Raw genomic sequence first — 12,455 nt, 5'->3', positions numbered from 1 at the left:
CACCGGCAGCTAGGGTTCCCCGAAGCCCGCCGTGATCAGTCCGCGCAGATAGTCCACGGCCTTGGCGGCGTCCGGGCCGCTGGCTTCGACGTGCAGCACCGTGCCCTTCGCCGCGCCGAGCATCATGAGCTCCGTCATCGACGCGCCGTCGGCGCCGTTGATGGTCACCTCGGCGTCCAGGCCGGACAGCCCGCCGGAGATCTTCGCGGCCGGACGGGCGTGCATGCCGGCCTGGTTGACCAGTTCAAAGTCCCCTGTCGCCTCCGGGGGACGATGCTCATGCGTGTGCGACGGCGCGGCCGGCGGCCTGTAGACGGCTTCCGCGGCCTCCTTCACACCCGCGGCGTCCGCTCCGGCCTGGGCGGCCACGGCGGCGGCAACGAGCCCCTCGACAAGGGGAGCATCTGCCAGGAGCACGGACGTAGGATCCGCCAGGAACTCCAGCGCGGACTCGGCGGTCATCACCGCCGAACCCAGGTCCGTCAGGACGACCGTGCCGTCCTTGTTGGCGTCCGCTGCCTGTTCCAGCGCGGCCATGACCCGCTCGAGGCTGGTGCCGATCCGGCCGTCGTCGGTACCGCCGGCGGAAAGGATCAGGACATCGGGCGCCATCTGGGCGGCAAGCTCGACGGCGCCGTCGGCAATCTTTTCACTGTGGGAGACGACGACGAGCTTGACCGTCATTCGGCTGCCCCGACGGCGGCCCGCAGGATCAGGGCGCTGGAGACGGCTCCCGGATCCCGGTGGCCGATACTCCGTTCCCCCAGGTAGCTGGCGCGCCCTTTGCGGGCGAGCATGGGGTCGGTGGAGACGGCTCCGGCCTCGGCCGCCTCCGCGGCGGCCAGCAGGACCTTGCGCACATCGCTGTCCCCGGCAGCGGCAGCGGCGGCGTCAACAGCTGGGGTCCAGGCATCAACCATCGTCTTGTCGCCTGATTCGGCCTTTCCGCGGGCCACGATCCCGTCCCTCGCGGCCTGGAACGCTGAGGCGAGCGTGCCGGCGTCGATGTCGGCCGCCTCGCCCAGCGCCGTGGCCGCCCGGAGGAAGGCTGTGCCGTACAACGGCCCTGCTGCCCCGCCAACCTTGGACATCAGGGTCATCGCGGTCAGCTTCAGGGCGGCCCCTGCCGTTTCCGGCGGCGTCTCGGCTATCTTGACCATCACCGCCTTGAAGCCGCGGTCCATGTTCTCGCCGTGGTCAGAATCGCCGATCGGCCGGTCCAGCTCGATGAGTTCTTCCCGGTGCTCCGCCATGGCCTGGGCTGAAAGGGTCAGCCACCGCACTGCCCAGGTGACGTCCAGCCCCATGGTCAGACGCCCCAGCGGAGGGCCGGGGTGTGCACGGGCGCATCCCAAAGGGCCGTCATCTCATCATCGAGGCGAAGGACGGTAATGGAGCAGCCCTGCATTTCGAGGGAGGTGATGTAGTTTCCGACCAGCGAGCGTGCCACGGTGATGCCCTGCCCGGCCAGCTGCTGCGCGGCACGGCGGTAAACAATGTAGAGCTCGCTCTGCGGGGTGCCGCCCATGCCGTTGACGAACAGGAGCACTTTGTCTCCGGAGGCGAGCCCGAGGTCGCTGACCACCGGCTCCAGCAGGCGGTCTGTGATCCCGTCGGCGTTCTCCATCGCGATGCGGTGCCGGCCGGGTTCACCGTGGATGCCGATGCCGATTTCGATTTCGTTTTCCTCCAGCACGAAGCTTGGTGCCCCCGCGTGCGGGACGGTGCAGGCGGTCAGCGCGACGCCCATGCTGCGCACGTTCTGGTTGACCCGGTCTCCCACGGCGGCGACGGCGTCAAGGCTGTCCCCGCGCTCGGCGGCGGCACCGGCGATCTTTTCCACGAGGACCGTTCCGCCTACGCCGCGCCGCCCGGCGGTGTACAGCGAATCCTGCACCGCAACGTCGTCGTTGACCAGCACGGTGCGGACGTCCACGCCTTCGGCCTGGGCCAGTTCGGCCGCCGTCTCAAAGTTAAGGACGTCGCCTGTGTAGTTCTTCACGATGTGCACGACGCCGGCGCCTGAGTTGACGGCAAGGGTGGCCGGGAGGATCTGGTCGGGCGTGGGCGAGGTGAACACGGCGCCCGGCACCGCGGCGTCGAGCATTCCCATGCCGACGTAGCCGCCGTGCAGGGGCTCATGCCCGCTGCCGCCGCCGGAGACCAGTCCGACTTTTCCTGCCACCGGCGCGTCTTTGCGCACGATGTATTTGGGGTCCGCAAAAACGGTCACGAGGTCGGCATGGGCAAGCCCGAAGCCCTCCACTGACTCGTCAACCACGGCGCGGGGATCATTGATGAGCTTCTTCATGGCTGTGCTCCCTGGATGGTGTCCTGGCTGCTTGCTTAGACCCTACTACCGGGGCCCATGCCAGCGGTAGGCTCCGGATTCACAACCTCTGACGCGGAAACGGGGTTCTCCCGGACGGCAGTCCTCCCCGGCAACCGCGGGCGCATCAGCTTGGTTTGTCCGCCCACAACGGGAAGTTTGGCCAGGCGTCGTTGCCGAGCCAGGAGAAGGGCGGCGCATTGAGCCGCCCCCCGTTGATCTCCGGCGCCGGGTCCCCGTCGTCCCCGGCGCCCGGATCCGTGGCGCCCGGATCGGTGGCGCCCGGATCGGTGGCGCGTCGCGGCGCCGGGTCTGCGATTGTCATTTGGAATGCGGAGAAATCTGGAAAAATCACGCGATCGTGCAATTTCTTGCCTCCGAAACTCGGGAAGTCCACCCCCTGGACCGGCATCAGTTTATCCATCAAATTTATTGATGGGAAGACCCGGTTTCGCATGCCCGGCAGGGCAGCTTTTCCCGCCCGACCGGGCACGCCGGCAGCAACGTTCCCGGCGTTCCATTGCGGTGCTCAGCGGCGGGCTACAACACCTTGATCATTCTGGTGTTGCCGAGGGTATTGGGCTTCACCCGGGCCAGGTCCAGGAATTCGGCGACACCCTCATCGTGGGAGCGCAGGAGTTCGGAGTACACCACGGGATCGACGGCGCTCTGGTCGGCCATCACTTCGAAGCCGTGCTTCTTGAAAAAATCCACCTCGAAGGTCAGGCAGAACACGCGGGAAACGCCGAGAGCCCGGGCGTCCTCCAGCAGGCGTTCCACGAGCAGGTGGCCCACGCCCTTTCCCCGCCAGGCATCCGATGCTGCGAGCGTGCGCACCTCGGCGAGGTCCTCCCACATCACGTGCAGCGCCCCGCAGCCGATCACTTCGCCGTCTGGGGACTCGGCGATCCGGAACTCCTGCAGGCTTTCGTAGTAGGCCACGGTTTCCTTGGCCATCAGGATCCGCTGATCGGCAAGCGGGGCCACAAGCGTCTTGATCGCCCCGACATCGCTGGTGCGGGCAAGGCGGATGCGGATTGGCTCAGTCACAGCCCAATCCTACTGGGGGACGCTGTCGCGTCCCTGCCTGAACCCAACTGGCTGGGAGTGGCCCGGCCTAGAGACCGAGCTCAGCAGGCACTGGCAGATCCTTGTCGAGCAGGTTCCTGGCGAGGAAGTGCTCGACGACGCCGTACCAGACCTTGGCGTGCTGCGGCTGCAGGATCCAGTGGTTTTCGTCCGGGAAATAGAGGAAGCGGTGCTCGGTCGCGCCGTTTTCGTCGGCCGCCAGCTGGGACTTGGAGAGGAGTTCGTACCAGAGTCGCAGGCCCTCGCCGATCGGGACGCGGTAGTCCTTGTCGCCGTGGATGACGAGCATCGGGGTGCTGATGTTCTCCACGTGCAGGTGCGGGGAGTTCTCCAGCGCCATCTCGGCCGTCATCTCCCGGAGCCAGTATTGCGCGGCGTCAGTGGTGGGGCCGAACTGGTCCAGCGCCCAGAGGCTGGCGTGGGTAACGATTGCCTTGAACCGGTCCGTGTGGCCGGCCACCCAGTTGGCCATGTAGCCGCCGAAAGAACCGCCCATGGCAGCCGTGCGGGTCTCATCAATGTCCGGCCGCTGCACAACGGCGTCGGTGATGGCCATCAGGTCGGTGAACGGGGCCTTGCCCCATTCACCCCAGCCGCGCTGGATGTGGTGCTGGCCGTAGCCGGTCGAGAGTGCCGGGTCCGGCAGCAGCACGGCGTAGCCCCGGGCGACCAGCAGCCAGGGATTCCAGCGCCAGGTCCAGGCGTTCCAGGAGCCCAGCGGGCCGCCGTGGATCCAGAGCAGCAGGGGTGCCGGGTTTCCGGCCGTGGCGCCTTCGGGGAGCGCCAGGTACGCCGGGACGCGGGTCCCGTCTGCCGCCGTCGTCTCGATGCGTTCCAGGGAGCCTTTGTAGTGCGGGCGCTCTGCGGGGGCGGGCAGGCGGACGACGTCGCCGCTGGCCAGGTCGATCCGCACCGCTTCCGCCGGGAATTCGTAGGAGCTGCGCAGCGCATAGGCGGTGCGCCCGTCGGGGGCGACCACGACGTCGGTATACGCGGCGGCGTCGGCGGTCAGGCGGGCCACCTGGCCGGCTCCACCGTCGCCGGTCACGCTGATGCGGAAGACCGGAGAGGCCCCGTCTTCGTCCGCGGTGGCGAGCACGGCCGATCCGTCCCGCAGCCACGCGGCGGGGCGCGCCCAGCGGTCCCAGTCGTGCGCGAGCGGCGTCAGGGCGGTTTCGGCCGCGGGCGCACCGCCGCTCACGTCGAGCAGGTGCAGCTTGACCTGCGGGGCCGCCTCCGGCGTTGTGTCGGTCTCACTGAGCACAACGAGCGTCCGGTTGTCGGGGCTGACCGGCCCAGGGAAATAGCTCATTCCCTCGGTATCCAGCAGCACCTTGCGGGTGCCGGTGGCGACGTCGATCGCGACCAGCATTGACCGTGAATCCGCGCGGGCCAGCGGCTTGTCGAAGCTGCTGTAGATGGTCTTTCCGTCCGGGCTGACGACAGCATCTGCGTCACGGAGCCCGCTCCCGGCGTCGGGCGTCAGGTTGCGGAGTTTGAGCGGCGCCGCGGCGTCAACCGTTGCCGGTTTGCCCGGTTCCTGTTCCTCGCCCGGCTCGACGGCGAAAAGCCTCGGCTGGGCGGGCCCCAGGTCGGCGTCCCAGTAGCGGACGGGATAGCCGCTGTGCAGGATGGCGGCGACCTTGTTGTCCTTGCGGGCCTTGCGGCGTTCCTCGTCGTTGTCCTCGTCCGTGGAGCCCGCCAGCACGGAGGCGTTGACGAAGAGGGCGCCGGTGTCTTTCGCGGCCAGGAGTCCGCTGACTCCTCCGGCCCTTGTGAGCACGACGCGGGCCTCGCCACCGTCCGCGGGCAGCATCCAGAGGGCGTTCACGGGATCGGCCTCGGGGGTTTCCGGGTCGGGGCGGGCGGAACTGAAGTACAGGTCACCGCTGGCGGCGAATACTGCCCCCGCCTCCCCCTTGGCGCTGCGGGTGATCCGGCGGGCGTGCTTCTGCCCTTCCGGGTCGAGTTCCCAGAGCGCGGTGCCGTATTCGGTGCCCTTGGCGTTGAGGGTGGCCACGGTGGTGACCAGCCTCCTGCCGTCCGGGCTCAGCGCCAGGCCGCTTACCTTCGGGATGGCGAGGTAGTGGTCCAGGTCGTGGAACGGTGTCTCGGGTTTTTCGCTCAGGGTCTCTGAATCGTTGGAAGCCATGCACCGATTCAACACCCCCTGTGCGCTGGATCACACCAAGTTCACTAAGAGTGAAACGGTACTTTCAGACTCGGCGTGGCCCCGCCTGGCGCACCCGCGGCCCGGGCGCCTGGGCAGCGGAAACGCAAAGACCCCGCCACTCCCTGGCGGGAATGACGGGGCCTCTGAGTTGGCGCCTAGACGCTCGGAGCGATCTCCGGGATGCGCGGCTTGGCGTTGCCCGCGAACGTGAACTTGGCGTCGTCGCCTTCGCCGTCCACATCCACTACAACGATGTCGCCGGCGTGGATTTCGCCGAACAGGATCTTCTCGGAGAGCTGGTCCTCGATCTCGCGCTGGATGGTCCGGCGCAGCGGCCGGGCACCCATTGCAGGATCGTAACCGCGGGTTGCCAGCAGGATCTTGGCTGCGGGCGTGAGCTCGATGCCCATGTCCTTGTCCTTGAGCCGCTTCTCCAGCCGGCCGACGAACATGTCCACGATCTCGATGATCTCGTCCTGTGTCAGCTGCGGGAAGACCACAACGTCGTCAACACGGTTCAGGAACTCGGGGCGGAAGTGCTGCTTGAGCTCCTCCGTGACACGGGCCCGCATCCGGTTGTAGCCGGTCTGCGTGTCCGTGCCCGACTGGAAGCCGGTGGCAACGCTCTTGGAAATGTCCCGGGTGCCGAGGTTGGTGGTCATGATGATCACGGTGTTCTTGAAGTCCACCACGCGGCCCTGGGAGTCGGTCAGGCGGCCGTCTTCCAGGATCTGCAGCAGCGAGTTGAAGAGGTCGGCGTGCGCCTTCTCCACCTCGTCGAACAGGACCACGGAGAACGGACGACGGCGGACCTTCTCGGTCAGCTGTCCGCCTTCCTCATAGCCCACGTAGCCCGGAGGGGCACCGAAGAGACGCGACACCGTGTGCTTCTCCGAGTACTCGGACATGTCCAGGGTGATCAGGGCGTCTTCCTCGCCGAACAGGAATTCGGCCAGGGCCTTGGCGAGCTCGGTCTTGCCGACGCCGGTGGGGCCGGCGAAGATGAACGAACCGCCCGGACGCTTCGGGTCCTTCAGGCCTGCACGGGTGCGGCGGATGGCCTGGGACAGGGACCTGATGGCCTCGTTCTGGCCGACGACGCGCTTGTGCAGCTCGTCTTCCATCTTCAGCAGTCGCGAGGACTCTTCCTCGGTCAGCTTGAAGACCGGGATGCCGGTCGAGTTCGCCAGCACTTCGGCGATGAGGTCCTCATCCACCTCGGAGATGTCGTCCATGCCGCCGGTCTTCCACTGGCGTTCCTTCTCGGCACGTTCGGCAATGAGCTTCTGCTCCTTGTCGCGCAGCGAGGCGGCGCCTTCGAAGTCCTGCGCGTCAATCGCGGATTCCTTCTCCAGCTTCATGGCGGCGATCTTCTCGTCCATGACCTTGAGCTCCGGCGGGGCTGTCATCCGGCGGATGCGCAGGCGGGCGCCGGCCTCATCGATCAGGTCGATCGCCTTGTCCGGCAGGAAGCGGTCCGAGATGTAGCGCTCGGAGAGGCTCGCGGCCGAGGCGAGGGCGCCGTCGGTGATGGTGACGCGGTGGTGCGCCTCGTACCGGTCGCGGAGGCCCTTGAGGATCTCGATCGCGTGAGCGACGGAGGGTTCCTTGACCTGGATCGGCTGGAAACGGCGTTCCAGCGCGGCATCCTTCTCAATGTGCTTGCGGTACTCGTCCAGCGTGGTGGCACCAATGGTCTGGAGCTCGCCGCGGGCCAGCATGGGCTTCAGGATCGAGGCCGCATCAATGGCGCCTTCAGCTGCACCGGCACCCACCAGGGTGTGGATCTCATCGATGAACAGGATGATGTCGCCGCGGGTGCGGATTTCCTTGAGGACCTTCTTGAGGCGCTCTTCGAAGTCACCGCGGTAGCGGGAGCCGGCTACGAGGGACCCGAGGTCCAGCGTGTAAAGCTGCTTGTCCTTGATGGTCTCCGGAACGTCGCCGCGGACAATCGCCTGGGCAAGGCCTTCGACGACGGCGGTCTTGCCGACGCCGGGCTCACCGATCAGCACGGGGTTGTTCTTCGTGCGGCGGGAAAGGACCTGCATAACGCGTTCCATTTCCGATTCGCGCCCGATGACCGGGTCCAGCTTGTTCTCGCGCGCAGCCTGGGTCAGGTTGCGGCCGAACTGGTCCAGGACGACGGAACCGGCGGGAGTGCCTTCGGCCTGCCCTGGGCCGACGCCGGCACCGGTGGTTTCCTTGCCCTGGTAGCCCGAGAGCAGCTGGATGACCTGCTGGCGGACGCGGTTGAGGTCCGCACCGAGCTTGACCAGCACTTGGGCGGCGACGCCTTCGCCCTCGCGGATGAGGCCGAGCAGGATGTGCTCGGTGCCGATGTAGTTGTGTCCCAGCTGCAGGGCCTCGCGGAGCGAGAGTTCCAGGACCTTCTTGGCGCGCGGGGTGAAGGGGATGTGTCCGGACGGGGCCTGCTGGCCCTGCCCGATGATCTCCTGTACCTGCTCGCGGACGCCGTCGAGCGAAATGCTCAAGGACTCGAGGGCTTTGGCAGCAACACCTTCACCTTCATGGATCAGACCCAAGAGGATGTGTTCGGTACCAATGTAATTGTGGTTCAGCATGCGTGCCTCTTCTTGGGCAAGCACAACTACGCGACGGGCACGGTCCGTAAATCGCTCAAACATTTCGCCACACTCCTAGCTACGACGTACTTTGATGCTACGTGGCCGGGTTCAAGATTTGGGGCTTGTTCGCCACAGGGGAAACCCGGACGCCGGAGCGGCGTCACATGGGGCCGCGAACCCAGGCCGGCCATGGCCGTGCGACGGCCTTGCGACGGCCTTGGCGGGCGGTTCTGCGCCGCCGGCGGGTGGAGCGGCCGGCGACGCCTCCGGCCACTGCGGGCACACATGACAATGCCCCCGCCTTAGGGCGGGGGCATTGTCATTGGTATTGCGGCCTGACGCTGCGTCGTCGACGCAGGGTTCCCGGCTCGACTGTTAGGAATTCGCCTTTTGGTACGCTTCCTGAATTTCAGCCTGGATACGGCCGCGGCTGTTTACCGCATAGCCGTTATCGCGCGCCCACTGACGGATCTGGGCGGAGTCCTGATTCCGGCCGGATGCAATCTTGGTGCGTGTTGCGCGGCCGCTTGAGGTCTTGCGTGCGTGGCCTACAAACTTCTCGACTGCCGAACGGAGTTCTGCAGCATTGTCGGCCGACAGGTCGATTTCGTAACTGACGCCGTCAAGGCCGAACCGGACAGTCTCGTCCGCGGATCCCCCATCCAGATCATCGACAAGGATGATTTTTACTTTCTGTGCCATTAAAGACTCTCTTTCCAAATGGATGAGTATTTAGGAAAAGCAGGATGTATCTGGTTGAAAGTATCCTCTGCTTAATGGCAACGAGTCAAAGCGAAAAAGAGTTTCCAAAGGAAAACCCAAGGCGGAATAGTCTGCTATTAGTTCTTGCCGTTGGAATGGCCGTCGTTGCGGAGGGTATCCGCCCCGGAGACATTTCCATCGGCCTCCGCCTGGGCACGGGCTTCGGCCTGGCGCTCCGATTTGTCGGCATTGAAAATCGATTTCATGGCGAACCAGAAGATCAGCCCGACCACCACGGAGGGAAGCAATACGGCGACGTACTCCATGGTCAGTGCCCTTCGGGCTTCAGCAGCGGGAACAGAATCGTCTCGCGGATACCGGCGCCGGTGAAGAGCATGACCAGCCGGTCGATGCCCAGGCCGATTCCGCCCATCGGCGGGGCTCCGTACTCCAATGCGCGGAGGAAGTCGTCGTCCAGCTGCATCGCCTCGACATCGCCGGCGGCGGAACGGCGGGACTGCTCTGTGAGCCGTTCGCGCTGGATCACCGGGTCAATCAGCTCGGAGAACGCGGTGCCGCGCTCCATGCCGCCAATGATGAGGTCCCACGCTTCGATCAGCCGGTCATCCTCGCGGTGCTGGCGGGCCAGCGGCTGCGCGGACGGCGGGTAATCGTAGACGAAGGTCGGGTTCAGCAGCGTCGGTTCAACGAGCTCGCCGAAGAGTTCCACTACGAGTTTCTCGGCGTCCCAGTTGGCGTCCACCTTCACCTCATGCTTGGCGGCCAGCGCCAGAAGCTCGGCGGCGGGGGTCGCAGGAGTGATTTCCTGGCCCACGAAGTCGGACAGCCCCGGGTAGACAGCCATCCACGCCCAGTCGCCGTCGAGGTTGATCTCTCCGGCTTCGGTCTGCAGGACGCGGCCCACGCCGGCGGCGTCGGCGGCGTCGAGAATGAGTTCCTTGATCCGGTCCGCCATAACGAACTGGTCGGCCCAGGCCTCGTAGCTCTCCAGGGTGGTGAATTCGGGGCTGTGGGTGGAGTCCACGCCCTCGTTGCGGAAGACGCGGCCCATGTCGTAGACGCGGTCGATTCCGCCGACCACGGTGCGCTTGAGGTACAGCTCGGTAGCGATCCGCAGCGTCATTTTCTGGTCGAAGGCGTTCATGTGCGTCTCGAAGGGGCGGGCAGTGGCGCCGCCGTGGACCAGCTGCAGCATCGGGGTCTCCACCTCGACGTAGCCCTGGCGGTGCAGGGTCTCGCGGATGGAGCGCGTAATCGCTGCCCGGGTGTAAACCATTTCGCGGGCCTCATCACGGACGATCAGGTCCACGTAGCGCTGCCGGACGCGCGTTTCCTCGTTGAGCTCCGCGTGCAGCACGGGCAGCGGGCGCAGGGCCTTGGACGCCATGGACCAGGACCCGGCCATGACGGAGAGCTCGCCGCGCCGCGAGGAGATGACCTCGCCCTTGATGAAGACGTGGTCGCCCAGGTCCACAAGGGCCTTCCAGTCGGCGAGCGCGTCCTCGCCGATGTTGGCCAGGCTCAGCATGACCTGCAGCCGGACAGCCTTGCCGTCAACCCCGCCCTCCTGGAGCGTGGCGAAGCAGAGCTTGCCGGTGTTGCGGATGAAGACGATGCGGCCGGTCACCCCGACGACGTCGCCGGTGGTTTCGTCAGCCTGGAGGTGCGCGTACTTTTCACGGACGTCATTCAGTGAATGCGTGCGTTCCACACCTACCGGATACGCCTCGATACCGCGCTCGATCAGCTTGGCGCGCTTCTCCATGCGGATGCGCGTCTGTTCGCTGGCGTCGTGGGAATCGGCGGCGGTGTTCGGGGCGGAGGTGTTTTGGGAAGTCACAATCCCCAAGTTTACCGGGGATTCCGCCGGGGCAGATTCCGCCCGGCAAAGGCCCCGCGGAACAGGCCCCGCGGAATAGACTCAGGGCTGTGGAGACGCGGACCATCAGCACGGACGACGGCGAGGGCCATCTCGAGGTGCTCTCCTTCCGTCCGCCTGCCGGAACGGCCCCGGCGGGAGCGCCCGTTGCCGGGCCACCGCCCGGCCCCGGCATCGTCGTCGTGCACGGCACCTCGATCACCGCCGCGCTGTACCGCCCGTTCGCGTGGAACATCAGCCGCCTGCTGGGCCGCCAAGTGCACTGCTACAACCGTCGCGGGCGGGCCGGGTCCTCCCCGCAGCCGCCCGGCTACTCGGCGGCCACGGAGGTCGGCGATCTGGCTGCGGTAATGCGGGAGACCGGGTCGAACGACGTCGTGGCGCACAGCTATGGCGGTTTCGTGGCCCTGGAGGCGGCACGGACGGTGCCGATCCGCCGGATGGTCACCTATGACGCGGCAGTGTCCCTCTCCGGGAACCTCACCCGGCGTTGGCGGCCCGAGCTGGAGCGCTCGGTCGCCGCCGGGCAGCTCGACGAGGCCTGGGCGCACATGGTCCAGGGCCTTGAGGTGGGCGGGCCCGTCGCCAAGCTTCCGCTGGGCGCGCTGCGGATGCTCAGCATCCTCTCGGCACGGACCAGCATGGGCGCCGAGATGCGCGAACTGCTGCCCACCGCCGTCGCGGAGATAAGGGCGGTGCTGGACGCCGACGCCGAACTGGACGACTTCGCGGCCGTGACCACCCCGACGCTGATGCTGAGCGGCGGGTGGAGCCCGGACTACTTCACCGAAACGGGCCGGCAACTCGCCGCCGCCGTCCCTTCCATCAAGTACGCCGTGCTGCCAGGCCAGCTCCACGAAAGCCCGCTCCGTCCCGGAATCCGGCTGCCCCGGGCGGTTGCCCGGTTCCTCCTGGCCGGGGAGGGGAGCCTGCAGCCGCTCCGGTCGCGCAGGAGGCGGTTCAGGCTGGGCCGCTGAGGGGCGCGCCCTTACAATCGGTGGGCGACCCCTTCGAAAGGACACCCTTGGCCAAGCTCTACTTCCGCTTCGGCGCGATGAACTCCGGCAAGTCAACGGGCCTGCTGCAGGCAGCCTTCAACTATGAGGAACGCGGCCAGCGGGTCCTGCTGGCCAAGCCGGACGTGGACACCAAGGGCGACGCCGACGTCGTCTCCCGTCTGGGCATGACCCGTTCGGTGGACTTCCTGATCCCGGCCGGAGCCTCTGCCCGCGAGTTGTTCACCGCCCAGGCCCAAGGAGACGACCCCCATGCGCTGCTGGAGCATGTGGACACGCAGCCGGTGGCATGCCTCCTGGTGGACGAGGCCCAGTTCCTCGAACCCGCCCAGGTGGACGACCTCTTCCGGATCGCCGTCCTGGACAACGTTCCCGTCCTGGCCTACGGAATCCGCACGGACTTCCGCACCCGGGCGTTCCCGGGATCGCTGCGGCTGCTCGAGATCGCGCACACCCTTGAGGAACTCAAAACCATCTGCCGCTGCGGCCGCAAAGCCATCTTCAACACCCGCCGGGCAGGCGACGCGGTGGTCTTCGACGGCGACCAGGTCGCGATCGACGGCCAGGACGTCTGGTACGAATCGCTCTGCGGCTCCTGCTACCTGGAGGTCTCCGGCGGGCGGCTGGGCAACTAGCCGTCCACGGCCGCGTCGACCCC

General features: G+C 66.8%; 12 protein-coding genes. 2 read left to right on the top strand and 10 right to left on the bottom strand.

The window, feature by feature from the left end; genetic code table 11:
* Positions 1–9: 9 nt before the first annotated feature.
* The 10 genes from dhaM to lysS all read right to left on the bottom strand — a co-directional run bounded on the left by dhaM (position 10) and on the right by lysS (position 10,742).
* Positions 10–684, bottom strand: coding sequence for a dihydroxyacetone kinase phosphoryl donor subunit DhaM (gene dhaM, locus LDO13_RS00870; protein ID WP_224048217.1), 675 nt, complete (start codon positions 682–684; stop codon positions 10–12).
* Positions 681–1,307 carry a dihydroxyacetone kinase subunit DhaL gene (gene dhaL / locus LDO13_RS00865; RefSeq protein WP_224048216.1) on the bottom strand — a complete coding sequence of 209 codons (627 nt, stop codon included), beginning with the start codon at positions 1,305–1,307 and terminating at the stop codon, positions 681–683. The genes dhaM and dhaL overlap by 4 nt, the downstream gene beginning before the upstream one ends.
* A 2-nt stretch (positions 1,308–1,309) precedes the next feature.
* Positions 1,310–2,311: a dihydroxyacetone kinase subunit DhaK gene (gene dhaK, locus LDO13_RS00860; RefSeq protein WP_224048215.1), complete on the bottom strand. Its 1,002-nt coding sequence runs from the start codon at positions 2,309–2,311 to the stop codon at positions 1,310–1,312.
* A 145-nt stretch (positions 2,312–2,456) separates the two neighbouring features.
* Positions 2,457–2,654: a hypothetical protein gene (locus tag LDO13_RS00855; RefSeq protein ID WP_224048214.1), complete on the bottom strand. Its 198-nt coding sequence runs from the start codon at positions 2,652–2,654 to the stop codon at positions 2,457–2,459.
* Between the two features lie 215 nt (positions 2,655–2,869).
* Positions 2,870–3,379, bottom strand: coding sequence for an amino-acid N-acetyltransferase (locus tag LDO13_RS00850; protein ID WP_224048213.1), 510 nt, complete (start codon positions 3,377–3,379; stop codon positions 2,870–2,872).
* Between the two features lie 67 nt (positions 3,380–3,446).
* On the bottom strand, positions 3,447–5,570 hold the full coding sequence (locus LDO13_RS00845; RefSeq protein ID WP_224048212.1) for a prolyl oligopeptidase family serine peptidase: 2,124 nt from the start codon (positions 5,568–5,570) through the stop codon (positions 3,447–3,449).
* A gap of 176 nt (positions 5,571–5,746) precedes the next feature.
* Positions 5,747–8,239: an ATP-dependent Clp protease ATP-binding subunit gene (locus tag LDO13_RS00840; RefSeq protein ID WP_224048211.1), complete on the bottom strand. Its 2,493-nt coding sequence runs from the start codon at positions 8,237–8,239 to the stop codon at positions 5,747–5,749.
* Between the two features lie 315 nt (positions 8,240–8,554).
* Positions 8,555–8,881 (bottom strand): Lsr2 family protein, encoded by a 327-nt coding sequence (locus LDO13_RS00835; protein ID WP_224048210.1) that lies wholly within the window; start codon positions 8,879–8,881, stop codon positions 8,555–8,557.
* A gap of 137 nt (positions 8,882–9,018) precedes the next feature.
* Complete coding sequence (locus tag LDO13_RS00830; RefSeq protein ID WP_224048209.1) at positions 9,019–9,207, bottom strand: hypothetical protein; 189 nt, start codon at positions 9,205–9,207, stop codon at positions 9,019–9,021.
* A gap of 2 nt (positions 9,208–9,209) precedes the next feature.
* Positions 9,210–10,742 carry a lysine--tRNA ligase gene (gene lysS / locus LDO13_RS00825; protein WP_224048208.1) on the bottom strand — a complete coding sequence of 511 codons (1,533 nt, stop codon included), beginning with the start codon at positions 10,740–10,742 and terminating at the stop codon, positions 9,210–9,212.
* Positions 10,743–10,831: 89 nt separating this feature from the next.
* On the opposite strand from lysS, the gene LDO13_RS00820 reads away from it, so the two are divergent.
* Positions 10,832–11,758, top strand: coding sequence for an alpha/beta hydrolase (locus tag LDO13_RS00820; RefSeq protein WP_224048207.1), 927 nt, complete (start codon positions 10,832–10,834; stop codon positions 11,756–11,758).
* A 47-nt stretch (positions 11,759–11,805) separates the two neighbouring features.
* Positions 11,806–12,432, top strand: a complete 627-nt coding sequence (locus LDO13_RS00815) for a thymidine kinase (protein WP_224048206.1) — start codon at positions 11,806–11,808, stop codon at positions 12,430–12,432.
* Positions 12,433–12,455: the final 23 nt, after the last annotated feature.

The sequence above is a fragment of the Arthrobacter sp. NicSoilB4 genome, from assembly GCF_019977335.1.
Lineage (GTDB): Bacteria > Actinomycetota > Actinomycetes > Actinomycetales > Micrococcaceae > Arthrobacter.
Note: the sequence above shows the minus strand (reverse complement) of the source record. Positions and strands in the feature narration are given on the sequence as shown.